This window comes from Franconibacter pulveris (assembly GCF_056780215.1).
The window spans coordinates 2,706,107-2,721,933 of record NZ_CM165555.1; the positions used below are offsets into that span (position 1 = coordinate 2,706,107).

The window sequence follows — 15,827 nt, forward strand, 5'->3', positions numbered from 1 at the left end:
CGTTCCCGCGGCGCGATGACATCACCGGACAGCATCACCTCCAGTGGGCTATGCCGCGCCCGTTCAGTGAACAGGTGCTAAGGGAAGGAATCAAAAAATGAAAGGGAAATGTCTGCTGACCATGCTGATACTTTTGCAGCTTGCGGGCTGTGACGGCGCCTTCGACACCGTTCAGCCGCCCCCGCCGACGCCCGTCCAGGTGGTCTACCGCTTTGACGACCACCGCTACCTGGAGCTGGAAGGATGGGACTGCGAAGGGGCGCTCACCTATGTGGATACCCGGCGCAATATCCGTTCTGAAGTATCTTCACAGTTCTATCGAATATTTACTGCCAGATATGTTCATCCTTCTGAACGGTATATTGCTGTCCTGGGATGGCGGGCGGGAGGGTTCACGGTATCGAAAGATTATGGCCAGACCTGGCATACTGTCATGTTCGCGCCAACCACATCCGAAGATGACGGCACCAGCAGTCCGACGCGAGAGGATATCGTTTCCTTTACCGTGGTTAACGACCAGGGCTTTCTGCTGACAAAACAGGGACGAATTTATATGTCCTCAAAACCCTTCGACGACCCGCGCCTGGCTCCCGGCGGGCCGGGCATCACTTATGAGCTGGACGGCGAGAAGCAGGAAATCACGCCGCAGTTCCCCGGCTGGGCGTGGGGGATGGTTTATTTCAATCCCAAAACTCTTATCACTTCCGTTGAGAAGCACAAAATCAACTGGCAGAACCTGCCGGAGAAAATCCCGGAAGTGAAAAACTACACCGGATGGGATCACATGCGCTGCGACATGGACGCCGGGAGGAAATGATGCCCAGTGTTGATACTGCAATGGCGTTTCCGCGGCGCGATGACATCACCGGACAGCATCACCTCCAGTGGGCTATGCCGCGCCCGCTCAGTGAACAGGTGCTGAAGGAAGGAATCAAAAAATGAAAGGGAAATGTCTGCTGACCATGCTGATACTTTTTCAGCTTGCGGGCTGTGACGGCGCCTTCGACACCGTTCAGCCGCCCCCACCGACGCCCGTCCAGGTGGTCTACCGCTTTGACGACCACCGCTATCTGGAGCTGAAAGGATGGGACTGCGAAGGCGAACTCTGGTACACGGATACAAAACGCGGCATTCATTCACAGCCGGGCTTACAGTTTTACCGGATTTTCACGAAAAAATACCTCCATCCCTCCGAGCGTTATATTGCCATTATGTCCTGGGATTCTCAGGGGTTCAGAGTTTCTAAAGACTATGGTCAGACATGGGAATCAGTCGAGTACGCGCCAACCACATCCGAAGATGACGGCACCAGCAGTCCGAGGCGAGAGGATATCGTTTCCTTTACCGTGGTCAACGACCAGGGCTTTCTGCTGACAAAACAGGGACGGATTTATATGTCCTCAAAACCCTTCGACGACCCGCGCCTGGCTCCCGGCGGGCCGGGTATCACTTATGAGCTGGACGGCGAGAAGCAGGAAATCACGCCGCAGTTCCCCGGCTGGGCGTGGGGACTGGATTACTTCAACCCGCAAACATTAATACATCTGGTAGACAGGCACAAAGCCAACTACCAGAACCTGCCGGAGAAAATCCCGGAAGTGAAAAGCTACACCGGATGGGATCACATGCGCTGCGACATGGACGCCGGGAGGAAATGATGCGTGGGGTAATCAGGCTGCATGACCCGCTGACCAGCGGCGGGAAAGTGATTTCCGCATCCGGGCCGGAATTTGACGGCATCCCCGTGATGCTCAGGGGCGACCGGGTGATATGCCCTGTCCACAACGGGGAGTATGTCGTAAACGACTGCTCGCCCGACTGGACGATAAACGGGCGCGGCGTGGTGCTGGATAAATGCCGGGCTGAATGCGGCTGCGCGGTAATCACCACTTTGCCCGTAGCCGGAGAGGAGAAGTAATATGAGATGGAAATTATTCGAAGATACCGAAAAAGAACCGGAAGTCGTCTCTTTCTGCGGCCTGTTTGCAGTGCTGTTTATCATCGCGCTGGTGGTGGCAAACAGCATCGGGCTGGCTGACTGGCTGGAGAAAAAAGCTCCCCTCGTCACGATTGCGTTTCAGGGCGTGCTGGTTCCCTTAATAATAGCGTTAACCGCGTCGTTTATTTTGTATATCGGGGAGTGCTGCCGGATACACGTCTTTCAGATGCGTCAGCTGCGCAGAAATGAAAACAACTATCGGGTAACGGCATATTCCCGGCGCCAAATGACGCTGATAGCCTGGCATTCGCTCGCGCCTGTTGAACATATCGCGCTGAAAATGCTTAAGCTCGAAGGATCAATGCCGCTTGCGCCTGAAACGCCGCTGGAAATTGACAGCGAAGAGGGCTATGACGCGCCCCGGCTTGAGATCATACTGCGAAAGCTGGTGGAGCCGCTGAAAGAGAAGCTTAATGAACCTTATGTGTTTGACGTGTCTGTATGGGTGCGCGGTCAGGAAGCGGATTACGATGACTCCGTACGCAATGCGCTGAAGGCGGCTGGGATAAAAACAGCCAATGTAACGGCGGTACATGTGCTGGAGAAGTGCCCCGGTTATTCGTTTATTGAGAAATGGATTAACACGTTGCATCAACGTAACCATTCCTTTCATCTGCTGCTCATAGCGGATCTTCACGGTGAGGATAAAAAAGCGTTTATGGAAAGCGCCTCGGCCTTTCTTTTCGGTTATTACTCAGACCGTGCCGAAAAGCCGCTGTTTATCTCCATGCCGCTGACGCAAAGCGAGGACCTGGAAACTGCCGCCGCCGCGTTTATCAGAACCAAATGCATTACGTCGGCGAAAGTTTTCTGGCATACCGGACTGGAGCGCAAAGAGAAATACCCGCTTTATGAAGTGCTGAACCAGGAAAAAACCGCCCCGGAACGACGGGATCTGGATACAACTTTTGGTCAATGCTCAGACGGCTATCGGTGGCTGGCGCTGACTCTGGCAGCAGACGCGGCATTGTATGCGCAGGGGCCGCAGCTGGTTGCCGCGTCGGGCAGCAATGAATTTGGCCTGTTGTCGCTGGCCGGTAGCTATTATACGCCGCCTGATCCGCCCCAGGCGTGGCTTCCGCTACCGATATTCCATACGGTTCTTTCAACGATAATGATGTTGGTGACGATCATGGCCGCTGATATTGCGTATTCCACAGCAAAGGAACCAATTATTAGTTTTACAACCTGTATGGTAATAACGTGCCTGACAGGGCTGATTACAGGCAGCATTGCATGGTTAGCCATTATTATGGGACGAGACGAAAGCCATGATTCCACTCTATAAATCAAGGGATTGAATGTCTGGCGGTGATTGCCATGACCCGCTTTGCTACCGGTATGATATGAGCGTATGCCGGGAAAAAGCGCAGTTTATTCCAACGACGACATAATCGCTAAACTCACACGTCAGGTGGGGCACCTCCCCTTCCGTATTCCCGCTCCCCTTCCCTGCCCCATAAAAAAACCCCGCCGGAGCGGGGTTTTTTGTTAGCCCGAACCTTAGTTACTGGTATCGAGCTCTTCGAAGCCTTTAACGAGATCGTCGATAGCTTTGATCTGCTTCAGGAACGGCTCAAGCTTCGCCAGCGGCAGTGCGGACGGGCCGTCACATTTGGCATGTTCCGGGTCCGGATGCGCTTCAATAAACAGGCCGGCGATGCCGGTCGCCATGCCGGCGCGGGCCAGCTCAGCCACCTGCGCGCGACGACCGCTCGAGGCGGCGCCGAACGGGTCGCGGCATTGCAGCGCGTGCGTCACGTCGAAAATCACCGGCGCGTTGCCAGACACTTTCTTCATCACGCTGAAGCCCAGCATATCAACCACCAGGTTGTCATAACCAAAGTTAGTGCCGCGGTCGCACAGGATCACTTTGTCGTTGCCGCCCTCGTGGAATTTATCCACGATGTTGCCAACCTGCCCCGGGCTGATGAACTGCGGCTTTTTGATGTTGATAACCGCGCCGGTTTTCGCCATCGCTTCCACCAGATCGGTTTGACGCGCCAGGAAGGCCGGCAACTGGATAACGTCCACCACTTCAGAAACCGGCTGCGCCTGTTCGGCGGTATGCACGTCAGTGATGATTTTAACGCCGAAGGCCTGCTTCAGCTCCTGGAAGATTTTCATCCCTTCTTCCAGACCCGGTCCGCGATAGGAGTGAATGGAGGAGCGGTTGGCTTTATCAAAGGAGGCTTTAAAAACGTAAGGAATGCCGAGTTTGTCGGTCACGTTGACATAGTGCTCGCAGATTTGCATCGCGAGATCGCGCGATTCAAGCACATTCATGCCGCCAAAGAGGACGAACGGCAGATCGTTCGCCACGTTGATATTGCCAATACTAACCACTTTTTGCTTCATAAGTTCGCCCTTGTCAGCGGTAAATCGGTATACGGTTTAATCAGTGCAGCGTAATCTGCTTGTGCGAAATCGAATTGATTTGCGCACGGATCATTTCGCTAATCGGATCTTCCGGGCACTGCTCGACAAAATAGCTCAGGTCGTTCAGCGCGACATGTTCGCAATCGAGCTGCGCGTAGATAAGCCCACGGTCGCGGATCTCATACGGATCTTCCGGGTTGAACTGCAGCAGCGCTTCACTGGTGCGCAGAGCAAGCTCCATCTGGCTCTCCTCCATCAGCGCGGATTTCAGCGTATCCAGCAGCTTGCGAATAACCTCGGCGTTTTCCGACTCTTCAAGGTCGTCGACATAGAGCTCCGCCACCGGGTTAACGTTGCCCTTGAGCCACACCTCAAGCGTGTGCTCATCCAGCGTTTCGCCATTGAACGGATTAATCAACCACATTTCGCCATCCATCCAGTCCGCGCGCAGAATCAGCTGCGTCGGGAAAATCACCGGCGTCAGCGGGATCTCCAGCCTGTCGGCTATCCACAGCAAAATCGCGCCCAGCGATACGGCGCTGCCCTGGCGATTTTTTAATACCTTATCCAGCCAGAGCGCATCGGAAAGACGGTATACGCCGCGGGCGTCGGAAAAACCCCATTCGCCATAAAACAGCTCAAGCAGGCGCTCAAGCTGCATATCCTGATGGAGTCCCTCGCAAATTTCTTCCCGGGCGAGGCTAACCAGCGCGTCAAGCTGCTGATAGACCTCCTGATCGGGAAAATCATCGCGGATTAATTGTGAAACCAGCACCATGCCGTCGCAGAGCGGTGCTTTGTTAAATTCGAAATCGGCCAACGACTTCATATCAACCCCAATAACGGTATCTTCGTGGTGGCAAGTCTAATGATGATGTAAAGCACCACCAGCCCCAGCAAAAACGCGATCCAGCGTGTTTGCTGGCTTCGCGGGCGTCGACCCAGCGCGATAAACCCTAAAGCGATATAAATGATAACGCCAAAGAGCTTCTCCGTCAGCCATGCGCCTTGCGGCGTGAAGGGATAAAAGTGCGTTATGAGCACTAGCGCAACACCGCTCGCCAGCAAAAGGGTGTCGTTAACATGTGGAACGATGCGCACCCAGCGCTTCGCCGACATGGCCGAGCCACGATATTGCCAGACGTAGCGTAAAACAAACAGGCTGATGGAGATGATCACCGTCAGGATATGAAAATGCTTCAGTGCAAAATAAGCCGCCATGGCTTTGTTACTCCTGTTTTATTGCTAATTGACCCAGCGTCAGGCGCTCGTTGCCGCCGTAATCCCGGCAGGTCTCCACCGCATGATAACCCGCTTCGTTAAAAAGCTCCCGCACCGCTTCACCCTGACGCCAGCCGTGCTCTAACAATAGCCAGCCCTGGTTAACAAGAAAGCGGCGCGCCTCGAAAATTAATGTTCTGAGATCCGCAAGGCCGTTCTCGTCCGCCACCAGCGCGCTGCGCGGCTCGAAGCGCACGTCGCCCTGGGCAAGATGCGGATCGGCATGGTCGATATAAGGCGGATTACTGACGATAAGCGTGAAACGCGCTTCGTCTAACGCGCTGAACCAGTCGCTTTGCAGAAGCGTAATATTAGGAATAGCGAGGTGTTGCGCATTGCGGCGTGCCAGCTCGACGGCCTGCGGCACTACATCAAGGGCGGTGACATGGCAGTCTGGTCGTTCGCTGGCGAGAGCCAGCGCAATAGCGCCGGTGCCCGTGCCCAAATCCAGAATTTGACAGGGTTCTGCGGGCAGACGCGCCAGCGCCTGCTCCACCAGACATTCCGTATCCGGACGGGGAATAAGCGTGGCGGGAGAGACAAACAGCGGCAGCGACCAAAACTCACGCAAACCGGTCAGATGTGCCACCGGCTCGCCCTGCGCCCGGCGCTCAAGCAAGATTTCAAGCGCCTGCGCTTCATCTTCGCGAAGCAGGGTTTCGCCGAAAGCGAGAATAAACGTGCGGGTTTTACCCGTTACAAGACCAAGCAAAATCTCCGCGTCCCGGCGCGGAGATTCGCTTTGCGTTAAGCGCGCAATAGCCTGCTTAAGCCAGTGCTGATAGTCCATTAGTCCTGCTCAGCCAGCGCGGCCAGCTGGTCCGCCTGGTGTTCCTGAATGATAGGCTCAATAAGCGCGTCCAGCTTCCCTTCCATCACTTCATCCAGACGGTAGAGCGTCAGGTTAATGCGGTGATCGGTAACGCGCCCTTGCGGGAAGTTATAGGTGCGGTTGCGGTCGGAACGGTCGCCGCTGCCAAGCAGGTTGCGGCGCGTGGACGCTTCCGCCTGCTGCCGTTTCGCCATTTCTGCGGCGTGGATACGCGCGCCAAGCACCGCCAGCGCTTTGGCTTTGTTTTTATGCTGCGAGCGTTCGTCCTGGCACTCCACCACAATGCCCGTCGGCAGGTGGGTGATGCGAATGGCGGAGTCGGTGGTGTTAACGTGCTGGCCGCCCGCGCCAGAAGAGCGAAAGGTATCGATGCGCAGATCGGCTGGGTTGATGTCCGGCAGCTCCGCCTCCGGCAGCTCCGGCATCACCGCCACGGTGCAGGCGGAGGTGTGAATACGGCCCTGGGATTCCGTCGCCGGAACGCGCTGCACGCGATGCCCGCCCGATTCAAACTTCAGACGCCCGTACACGCCTTCGCCGCTGATTTTGGCGATCACCTCTTTATAACCGCCATGCTCGCCTTCGTTGGCGCTCATGATTTCCACCCGCCAGCGGCGGGATTCCGCATAACGGCTGTACATACGGAAAAGATCGCCGGCGAACAGCGCCGCCTCGTCGCCGCCGGTGCCGGCGCGCACTTCGACAAACGCGTTGCGCTCGTCGTCCGGATCTTTTGGCAGCAGCAATACCTGCAGCTGCTGTTCCAGCTCTTCGCTGCGGCTTTTCGCATCGCGCAGCTCTTCCTGCGCCATGTCGCGCATTTCCGGGTCTTCAAGCAGGCTCTCTGCGGTTTGCAGATCGTCCTGAACCTGTTGCCACTGTAAAAAACAGCGAGAAACATCGCTTAACTGGGCGTATTCACGGGAAAGCGCGCGAAAGCGATCCTGATCGGCGATAGTGCTCGCGTCGCCGAGGAGCGCCTGAACTTCTTCATGACGCTCCTGCAAGGCTTCCAGTTTGGCAACGATAGAAGGCTTCATAGGCGGTAGTTCACCTTTTTGTAATAAGAATGTGTGGCGCTACTCCAGCCCGAGGCTGTTGCGCAGAATATGCAGGCGTTCGTCATCCCCGTCACGGGCGGCCTGCTGAAGAGATTTGGTTGGCGCGTGGATCAGGCGGTTGGTCAGTTTGCGGGCCAGATCCTGCAAAATGGATTCGGCGTCGCCGCCTTGTTGCAGCGCGGCCAGGGCTTTGGCGGTGAGTTCTTCCCTCACCTGCTCCGCCTGGCTGCGGTATTCACGAATGGTTGCGCTGGCGCTTTGCGCGCGCAGCCAGGCCATAAATTCGTGCGCTTCCTGCTCGACAATCGATTCCGCTTCAACCGCCGCCGCTTTACGCTGCGCGAGGTTGTGCTGGATGATCGATTGCAGGTCGTCAACGCTGTAAAGGTAAGCGTTGGCGAGCTTGCCCACTTCCGGCTCGACGTCGCGCGGTACGGCGATATCCACCAGCAGCATCGGCTGATTGCGGCGAGCCTTCAGGGCGCGCTCCACCATGCCTTTGCCGATAATCGGTAACGGGCTTGCGGTGGAGCTGATAATAATGTCGGCCTCTTTCAGACGCTCGTCTATCTCCGCCAGGTTGATGACTTCCGCGCCCACCTCATCCGCCAGACGCTGGGCGCGCTCCAGGGTGCGGTTAGCGATAATCATCTTCTTGACGTTGTGTTCGCGCAGATGACGGGCGGCCAGTTCGATGGTTTCCCCCGCCCCGACTAACAGCACCGTGACGCTGAAAAGGGATTCGAAAATCTGGCGCGCCAGCGTGCAGGCGGCGAAAGCGACGGAAACGGCGCTGGCGCCGATGTCGGTTTCGGTGCGCACGCGCTTGGCAACGGAGAACGATTTCTGGAACATACGTTCCAGCTCGCTTGCTTTCGCATGGCCCCGCTGGGAGTCTGCGAACGCTTTTTTCACCTGGCCCAGGATTTGCGGCTCGCCCAGCACTAAGGAGTCCAGCCCGCTGGCGACGCGCATCAGGTGGCTTACCGCATCGTTGTCGTGATGCCAGTAAAGGCTGTTGCGCACCTCATCTTCATTGAGGTTGTGGTAGTCGCAAAGCCAGCGCACCAGCCGGTCGTGGAGATTGTCCTGCTCTTCCACGCTCAGATAGAGCTCTGTGCGATTGCACGTTGAGAGCACTACGCCGCCCTGCACCATTGGCTGCGCAAGCAGGCTTTCCAGCGCCTGGTCGAGCGTATCCGGCGAAAACGTAACGCGTTCTCGCAGCGAAACAGGAGCCGTTTTGTGGTTGATGCCGAGTGCTAAAAGGGTCATGTGAGCGGGAATAGTACCAGCGTTGATAAGGTTTGACTTCGCGCATCATACAGGATGCGTAAGGTCAATAAAAGAGAACCGCCTCTTTTGGAGTAATAGTTAATTTCATGATTTAAGACAACTTGAACGTAGACGCTCTTGCACGCGAGCGCTAGCATGAAAGGTTATAACCCCAACACGCATCAAGGATTTGACGTCAATATGGCTATTTCATCTCTGCGCTTTTTGCGTCTTTTGCCGCTGGCGAGCCTCGTTCTGACCGCCTGCGCCGTTAATGCGCCGAAAGGTCCGGGCAAAAGCCCCGACTCCCCGCAGTGGCAGCAGCACCAACAGCAGGTGCGCAGCCTGAATCAGTACCAGACTCGCGGCGCTTTCGCTTATCTTTCCGACGAACAGAAAGTCTATGCCCGCTTCTTCTGGCAGCAAACCGGTCAGGATCGCTACCGACTGCTGCTGACCAACCCGCTTGGCAGCACGGAGATGGAGCTGAACGCGCAACCGGGCGTGGTGCAACTGGTGGATAACAAAGGCCAGCGCTACACCGCCACCGATGCCGAAGAGATGATTGCGAAGCTGACCGGCATGCCGATCCCCATCAACAGCCTGCGTCAGTGGATCCTGGGCCTGCCGGGCGACGCGACCGATTATAAACTCGACAACCAGTATCGCCTGAGCGAAGTGAATTACACGCAAAACGGCAAAACGTGGCATGTGGTTTATAGCGGCTATGACAGTAAAACCCAGCCTGCCCTGCCTTCGAATATGGAGCTGACCGAAGGCGACCAGCGCATCAAGCTGAAAATGGATAACTGGATAGTTAAATGATGACGCGTTGGCCCTCTCCGGCAAAGCTGAACCTGTTTCTCTATATCACGGGCCGTCGTGAAGATGGCTACCATACTTTGCAGACGCTGTTTCAGTTTGTGAATTACGGCGACACGGTGCTTATTGCCCCACGTCATGACGGCGAGCTGCGGTTAACCACGCCGATTGCGGGCGTGCCCGATGAAGAAAACCTTATCCTGCGCGCGGCGCGACTGCTCATGCGCCGCGCCCGGGAGACGGGCCGTTTGCCAGCAGGAGCCGGCGCGGATCTGGGTGTAGAAAAGCGATTGCCGATGGGCGGCGGGCTGGGCGGCGGCTCTTCTAATGCCGCCACCGTTCTGGTCGCGCTAAACCATCTGTGGCAAACCGGCTTAAGCGAAGCGGAGCTTGCCGAGCTTGGCGTACAGCTTGGCGCAGATGTGCCGGTTTTCGTGCGCGGTCATGCCGCCTTCGCCGAAGGGGTGGGTGAACGCTTAACGCCCGTTTCGCCGCCGGAAAAATGGTACCTGGTCGCGCATCCGGGCGTGAGCATCGCGACGCCGGTTATCTTCAAAGACCCTGATTTACCGCGTAACACGCCCGTCCGGTCAATCGAAACGTTACTGAATTGTGAATTCAGTAATGATTGCGAGCAGATCGCAAGAAAACGTTTTCGCGAGGTTGATGCCGCGCTTTCCTGGCTGTTAGAATACGCGCCGTCGCGCCTGACTGGCACTGGCGCTTGCGTGTTTGCTGAATTTGACACCGAGTCCGCTGCCCGAAAGGTGCTTGAGCAAGCCCCGGAATGGCTGCGCGGTTTCGTTGCGCAAGGCGTGAATATTTCGCCGCTACAGCAAGCCATTTCCGGGCAAGCTGAGCCCTGGTGACAACGTCACCCTTGTTCCAGACGTTGCGCCACGCTCTTTAAATACACCGCCTGGATGGTCGTTATCGCCGCGGTAACCGCCATCCACCACTGGACGCATGCCTGAGGTTCTTCTCGTGCCTGATATGAAGCTTTTTGCTGGTAACGCCACCCCGGAACTAGCACAACGTATTGCCAACCGCCTGTACACTTCCCTCGGCGACGCTGCTGTCGGTCGCTTTAGCGACGGTGAAGTCAGCGTACAAATCAATGAAAATGTACGCGGTGGTGATATTTTCATCATCCAGTCCACCTGTGCCCCTACCAACGACAACCTGATGGAACTCGTTGTGATGGTTGATGCGCTGCGCCGTGCTTCCGCAGGCCGCATCACCGCTGTTATCCCCTACTTTGGCTATGCCCGTCAGGACCGCCGCGTGCGTTCCGCTCGTGTGCCGATCACTGCGAAAGTGGTGGCCGATTTCCTGTCGAGCGTTGGGGTTGACCGTGTGCTCACCGTGGACCTGCACGCAGAACAAATTCAGGGTTTCTTTGATGTGCCGGTAGATAACGTATTCGGCAGCCCTATCCTGCTGGAAGATATGCTGCAGCAGAACCTGGACAACCCGATTGTCGTTTCTCCCGATATCGGCGGCGTGGTTCGCGCCCGCGCTATCGCTAAACTGCTCAACGACACCGACATGGCTATCATCGATAAACGTCGCCCGCGCGCTAACGTTTCTCAGGTAATGCACATCATCGGCGACGTAGCGGGCCGCGATTGCGTACTGGTTGACGATATGATCGACACCGGCGGCACCCTGTGCAAAGCGGCGGAAGCGCTGAAAGAGCGCGGCGCGAAGCGCGTTTTCGCCTATGCAACGCACCCGATTTTCTCCGGCAACGCGGTCAGCAACCTGCGCAACTCCGTCATTGACGAAGTGGTGGTTTGCGACACCATTCCGCTGGCTGAAGAGATCAAGGCGCTGCCGAACGTACGTACGCTGACGCTCTCTGGCATGCTGGCCGAAGCGATTCGTCGTATCAGCAACGAAGAATCTATCTCTGCTATGTTCGAGCATTAATCGGACAACGCCTAAAAACCCGCTGCGGCGGGTTTTTTTGTTTTTGTGATTTATTTGTATGACTTATACCTTCATCATCTTTCATAATCGTGACAGATGATTCCTCAGGGATGAAAACTGTGAAAACCCTTTTCTCTGCTCAGATAATGCCTTTTCGCGCGCTAGTGGATGCCTGCTGGCGCGAAAAATACACCCTTTCTCGTTTCTCACGCGATTTGATTGCGGGCGTGACCGTCGGCATCATCGCCATTCCGCTCGCGATGGCGCTGGCCATCGGCAGCGGCGTGCCGCCGCAGTATGGCCTTTATACGTCAGCGATTGCCGGCATGGTCATCGCCTTAAGCGGCGGCTCACGCTTTAGCGTTTCCGGGCCGACGGCGGCGTTTGTCGTCATTCTTTATCCGGTCGCCCAGCAGTTCGGCCTGGCCGGGCTGTTAATGGCGACGTTGCTCTCCGGCCTTTTTCTGGTGCTCTTCGGCCTGGCGCGGTTCGGCAGGCTGATTGAGTATATCCCGCTTTCCGTCACGCTGGGATTTACTTCAGGGATCGGCATTACCATCGCCACCATGCAGATTAAAGATTTTCTCGGGCTGGAGATGGCGCATGTGCCGGAGCACTACCTACAAAAAGTAGGCGCGCTGGCGATGGCGCTGCCAACGGTGAATACCGGCGATGCGGCTATCGGTATCGTGACGCTTGCAGTGCTTATTTTATGGCCCCGCCTCGGCATTCGCCTGCCGGGTCATCTCCCTGCCCTGCTTGCCGGGTGCGCGGTCATGGGCGTGGTGAACCTGCTTGGCGGGGAGGTGGCGACCATCGGCTCGCGCTTTCACTATGTTTTGGCCGACGGCGCCCAGGGCCACGGGATCCCCCCGTTACTGCCGCAGCTTGTGCTGCCCTGGAACCTGCCGGGTTCAACCTTTACGCTAAGCTGGGATTCGCTGCAGGCGCTGCTGCCCGCCGCCTTTTCCATGGCGATGCTCGGGGCGATTGAATCCTTGCTCTGCGCCGTGGTGCTGGACGGCATGACCGGGACTAAACACAACGCCAACAGCGAGTTGATAGGCCAGGGCTTTGGCAACCTTGTCGCGCCTTTCTTTGGCGGCATTACCGCCACGGCGGCGATCGCCCGCTCCGCCGCCAACGTGCGCGCCGGGGCCACCTCGCCCGTCTCTGCGGTGATCCACGCGTTGCTGGTGCTCCTCGCGCTGCTGGCGCTGGCGCCGCTGCTCTCCTGGCTGCCGCTTTCCGCCATGGCGGCGCTGCTGCTGATGGTGGCCTGGAACATGAGCGAAGCGCACAAGGTGGTAAACCTGCTAAGGCGGGCGCCGCGCGACGATATTATCGTTATGTTGATCTGCATGTCCCTGACCGTGCTGTTCGATATGGTCATCGCAATAAGCGTGGGGATTGTGCTGGCATCCTTGCTGTTTATGCGCCGCGTAGCGCGCATGACGCGAACCGTGCCGTTGAGTGTCGCGTTAGCGGATGACGTACTGGCGGTGCGGGTCACCGGGCCGCTCTTTTTTGCGGCGGCGGAAGGCGTATTCAGCCCGCTTTTGCAGCAGGCCGAAGGCAAACGTGTGGTGGTGATGCAATGGGACGCCGTGCCGGTGCTGGACGCCGGCGGGCTGGATGCGCTGCAGCGCTTTATTGAGCGCCTGCCGCAGGGTTGCGAGCTGCGTATCTGCCAGCTGGAATTTCAACCGCTGCGCACGCTGGCGCGCGCAGGCGTACAGCCCATCCCTGGGCGTCTTGCCTTCTTCCCGGATCAGGCCAGCGCGTTAGCCGACCTCTGATTCACTTTGCTTAGCGCGCTGGCGCATTGCCTTGCATCAGCGCGCCCACCGCCTCCTGCAACCAGCTCAGCACTTCCGGCGTCATCCATGTGCCGACGGAAAGCGCAGGCTCTTTGCTCATCGCCTCGCGGAATTTTTGATGGGTCTGGGGATTGTTGCCGGCAATCGAGGTAAAAAGTTCAAGCCAGTTCGCCGCCAGCGCTTTACCCTCTTCGCTTCCCGGCGCAATCCCTTTCGCCCGCGCCGCATGCAGCTTCGCCACCAGCGGCGGCCACTCCATCATGCGGTCAAAATAGTGGGCGCGAGTGTAAGCATACTCTTCAGGGTTAAGGTAGCGCTGATAAATCGCCAGCTTTGATTCCGCAAACGCCCGCGTGACATACTCCATCACCTCCGGCGTAATGCCGGTTTGCTCCTGCATCTGCGGCTCTTTGGCGTGCATTTCGTTCAGGCGCGTCAGGAAATCGGGTTTGCCGGCGGTGTCGCGCTCCAGCATCTCCATCCAGCGGGTGGCGAGGCGCTGCGCCTGCGGCGCTTCCGGCGGCGTGTTCTGGGCTATCAGCTGCTTCACCTGCTGCACAAGCTGCAGCCATTCGTTTTCCCGCGCCGGATCTTTTTTCGCAAAGGGCAGCGCTTCCAGTTCTGCTTTACTGAACCAACGATCGTACATTTTCATCAACTCCAGTGTGATTAGCCATTCAGAGAGATTCGGCTCCTGCCCCGCTTTCAGGTCGCTCTGCAATGCCTCCAGTCTTTCGCGCAGCGTAGTGATGCGTGAAATCTGGCTGTCGAGCATGGCGATTTGCTGATCGATGATATCGGTCAGGGCAACCGAATGGTTCTCCAGACAGGCGCGCACTTCGGCAAGCGTCAGTCCCATATGGCTTAATGCCTGGATGGTATGCAAACGCTCTACATCCCGGGCGTTATAAAGCCGGTAACCTGCCTCAGTGCGGGCCGAAGGCAACAGCAGGCCCTGCGACTCGTAGTGGTGTAGCGCGCGAACCGTAATCCCGGCGCGCCGGGCCAGTTCGCCTACCTGTATTAACATCTTGTCGTAGCTCCTGTTTTGCTGCTTCACGGCGAAGTGTGATGTCTTACGTAACGTGAGGGTCAAGCCGAAAAGCATAAAAAAAACGGCCTCTTTGCAAAAGCCGTTTTTTCTCGCCGTGGGGGCGTTAACGTTACCGGTGTTGATTGCGCTGGCAGCGCTTATCAAAGTGTCGCACCCACCAGTAGCGGTCGCATACCTGCTCATGGCCGCCTACGCGCGCGCCAGCCAGCCATAACACCGCGCCGACAAAAATGCTCAGTACCGCGCCGTGGGCGAAGAATTGCGGCAGTTGCAGCTGTGGAAGCTGGTTGAGGATGGAATAGCCGACGCCGACAACCATAACAACGAGCCCCAACCCCATCAGAAAATTACCAAGTAATGAAGCGTTTTTGCGTCTCACAGGTCACCTCCAGGTAAATGGGTTGATGGGGAATGCCCCCTCTCCTTGTGTGTAAAGTATAGGTAACGCTTATAGGTAGCCGATGAGGGTCAGGTCACAATTCTGGATATATCTCTCACAAAACTTTACAAATAAGCCCCTGATCAAATTGAAATTCTAATTATTACGCGTTGCGACTATTCAAATTCATTCACATGGCCTGTTGCGCTTTGTGATTTGCCAGGCGTCACAGTAAACTACGCCGCGAATTTAGCGCTTTTCAGGAACAATAACGTGACGATTAAACTGATTGTCGGCCTGGCGAACCCGGGCGCCGAGTATACGGCAACGCGCCATAACGCCGGGGCATGGTATGTAGACTTACTGGCGGAACGCCACCGTGCGCCGCTGAAAGAGGAAGCCAAATTTTTCGGCTATACCTCGCGCCTGACGCTTGCGGGCAACGATGTTCGTCTGCTGGTGCCGACCACTTTTATGAACCTGAGCGGCAAAGCGGTGGCGGCGATGGCGACGTTCTACCGCATCGCACCGGATGAAATTCTGGTCGCGCATGACGAACTGGATTTGCCGCCAGGCGTGGCGAAGTTCAAGCTCGGCGGCGGTCATGGCGGACACAACGGCCTGAAAGACATCATCAGCAAACTGGGCAATAACCCTAACTTTCATCGCTTACGGATTGGAATCGGCCATCCTGGCGATAAAAACAAGGTTGTCGGTTTTGTGCTGGGCAAACCGCCTGTGAGCGAACAGAAGCTGATAGATGACGCCGTTGACGAAGCGGCGCGCTGCACCGAAATCTGGCTTCAGGATGGGTTAACCAAAGCCACCAACCGCCTTCACACCTTTAAAGCGCAATAAAAGGGGTTTTAACCACGCCGCGGGGTGATTTCTCCGCCCGTTGGACCTCTGTTACGTGTATAATAGGCAAAGTTTGTTTTTTTCCATCATCGGGTTATTTCTAACCCCCTGATTATCAAGAAATTAAGGTGATTT

At 56.7% G+C, this 15,827-nt stretch carries 17 protein-coding genes; 9 read left to right on the plus strand and 8 right to left on the minus strand.

The annotated features are described in order from the left end of the window. Nucleotides 1–97 precede the first annotated feature (97 nt). The 4 genes from ACU4F7_RS12760 to ACU4F7_RS12775 all read left to right on the plus strand — a co-directional run bounded on the left by ACU4F7_RS12760 (nucleotide 98) and on the right by ACU4F7_RS12775 (nucleotide 3,287). Entirely contained in the window at nucleotides 98–817 is a 720-nt protein-coding gene (locus ACU4F7_RS12760) for a T6SS immunity protein Tli3 family protein (protein ID WP_481637061.1), read from the plus strand. A 121-nt stretch (nucleotides 818–938) separates the two neighbouring features. Beyond that, on the plus strand, nucleotides 939–1,658 hold the full coding sequence (locus tag ACU4F7_RS12765) for a T6SS immunity protein Tli3 family protein (RefSeq protein WP_481637062.1): 720 nt from the start codon (nucleotides 939–941) through the stop codon (nucleotides 1,656–1,658). Further along, complete coding sequence (locus tag ACU4F7_RS12770) at nucleotides 1,655–1,918, plus strand: PAAR domain-containing protein (protein WP_414842472.1); 264 nt, start codon at nucleotides 1,655–1,657, stop codon at nucleotides 1,916–1,918. Before ACU4F7_RS12765 ends, ACU4F7_RS12770 begins: the two co-directional genes overlap by 4 nt. A 1-nt stretch (nucleotide 1,919) precedes the next feature. After that, nucleotides 1,920–3,287, plus strand: coding sequence for a hypothetical protein (locus ACU4F7_RS12775; RefSeq protein ID WP_481637063.1), 1,368 nt, complete (start codon nucleotides 1,920–1,922; stop codon nucleotides 3,285–3,287). Nucleotides 3,288–3,502: 215 nt separating this feature from the next. Here the strand turns inward: ACU4F7_RS12775 and kdsA are convergent, their stop codons facing one another. Genes kdsA through hemA form a run of 6 tightly spaced genes read right to left on the minus strand, consistent with a single transcriptional unit; the run spans nucleotide 3,503 to nucleotide 8,827 of the window. After that, nucleotides 3,503–4,357: a 3-deoxy-8-phosphooctulonate synthase gene (gene kdsA / locus ACU4F7_RS12780; RefSeq protein WP_024558589.1), complete on the minus strand. Its 855-nt coding sequence runs from the start codon at nucleotides 4,355–4,357 to the stop codon at nucleotides 3,503–3,505. 40 nt (nucleotides 4,358–4,397) lie between these two features. Further along, nucleotides 4,398–5,207, minus strand: a complete 810-nt coding sequence (sirB1, locus tag ACU4F7_RS12785) for an invasion regulator SirB1 (protein WP_024558588.1) — start codon at nucleotides 5,205–5,207, stop codon at nucleotides 4,398–4,400. Then, nucleotides 5,204–5,599, minus strand: coding sequence for a SirB2 family protein (locus ACU4F7_RS12790; protein WP_024558587.1), 396 nt, complete (start codon nucleotides 5,597–5,599; stop codon nucleotides 5,204–5,206). The genes sirB1 and ACU4F7_RS12790 overlap by 4 nt, the downstream gene beginning before the upstream one ends. 7 nt (nucleotides 5,600–5,606) lie before the next feature. Then, nucleotides 5,607–6,449, minus strand: coding sequence for a peptide chain release factor N(5)-glutamine methyltransferase (prmC, locus tag ACU4F7_RS12795; RefSeq protein WP_481637064.1), 843 nt, complete (start codon nucleotides 6,447–6,449; stop codon nucleotides 5,607–5,609). After that, nucleotides 6,449–7,531 (minus strand): peptide chain release factor 1, encoded by a 1,083-nt coding sequence (prfA, locus tag ACU4F7_RS12800; protein ID WP_024558585.1) that lies wholly within the window; start codon nucleotides 7,529–7,531, stop codon nucleotides 6,449–6,451. Before prfA ends, prmC begins: the two co-directional genes overlap by 1 nt. Before the next feature lie 39 nt (nucleotides 7,532–7,570). Further along, nucleotides 7,571–8,827 carry a glutamyl-tRNA reductase gene (gene hemA, locus ACU4F7_RS12805; RefSeq protein ID WP_481637065.1) on the minus strand — a complete coding sequence of 419 codons (1,257 nt, stop codon included), beginning with the start codon at nucleotides 8,825–8,827 and terminating at the stop codon, nucleotides 7,571–7,573. Between the two features lie 201 nt (nucleotides 8,828–9,028). Between hemA and lolB the strand changes: the two genes are divergently transcribed. The 4 genes from lolB (at nucleotide 9,029) to dauA (ending at nucleotide 13,380) form a co-directional block, all read left to right on the plus strand. Beyond that, nucleotides 9,029–9,652, plus strand: a complete 624-nt coding sequence (lolB, locus tag ACU4F7_RS12810) for a lipoprotein insertase outer membrane protein LolB (RefSeq protein WP_024558583.1) — start codon at nucleotides 9,029–9,031, stop codon at nucleotides 9,650–9,652. Then, nucleotides 9,652–10,518: a 4-(cytidine 5'-diphospho)-2-C-methyl-D-erythritol kinase gene (gene ispE, locus ACU4F7_RS12815; RefSeq protein ID WP_029591476.1), complete on the plus strand. Its 867-nt coding sequence runs from the start codon at nucleotides 9,652–9,654 to the stop codon at nucleotides 10,516–10,518. The genes lolB and ispE overlap by 1 nt, the downstream gene beginning before the upstream one ends. A gap of 115 nt (nucleotides 10,519–10,633) precedes the next feature. Further along, nucleotides 10,634–11,581, plus strand: coding sequence for a ribose-phosphate diphosphokinase (gene prs / locus ACU4F7_RS12820; RefSeq protein WP_024553864.1), 948 nt, complete (start codon nucleotides 10,634–10,636; stop codon nucleotides 11,579–11,581). Between the two features lie 110 nt (nucleotides 11,582–11,691). Then, nucleotides 11,692–13,380, plus strand: a complete 1,689-nt coding sequence (dauA, locus tag ACU4F7_RS12825) for a C4-dicarboxylic acid transporter DauA (protein ID WP_481637066.1) — start codon at nucleotides 11,692–11,694, stop codon at nucleotides 13,378–13,380. Between the two features lie 10 nt (nucleotides 13,381–13,390). On the opposite strand, the gene ACU4F7_RS12830 is transcribed toward dauA, so the two are convergent. Together ACU4F7_RS12830 and ychH are read right to left on the minus strand one after the other, a co-directional pair. Continuing rightward, nucleotides 13,391–14,431, minus strand: a complete 1,041-nt coding sequence (locus ACU4F7_RS12830) for a MerR family transcriptional regulator (RefSeq protein WP_481637067.1) — start codon at nucleotides 14,429–14,431, stop codon at nucleotides 13,391–13,393. Nucleotides 14,432–14,564: 133 nt separating this feature from the next. Then, nucleotides 14,565–14,834 (minus strand): stress-induced protein YchH, encoded by a 270-nt coding sequence (gene ychH, locus ACU4F7_RS12835; protein WP_024558579.1) that lies wholly within the window; start codon nucleotides 14,832–14,834, stop codon nucleotides 14,565–14,567. A gap of 273 nt (nucleotides 14,835–15,107) precedes the next feature. On the opposite strand from ychH, the gene pth reads away from it, so the two are divergent. Further along, entirely contained in the window at nucleotides 15,108–15,692 is a 585-nt protein-coding gene (pth, locus tag ACU4F7_RS12840; RefSeq protein ID WP_481637068.1) for an aminoacyl-tRNA hydrolase, read from the plus strand. Nucleotides 15,693–15,827 lie beyond the last annotated feature (135 nt).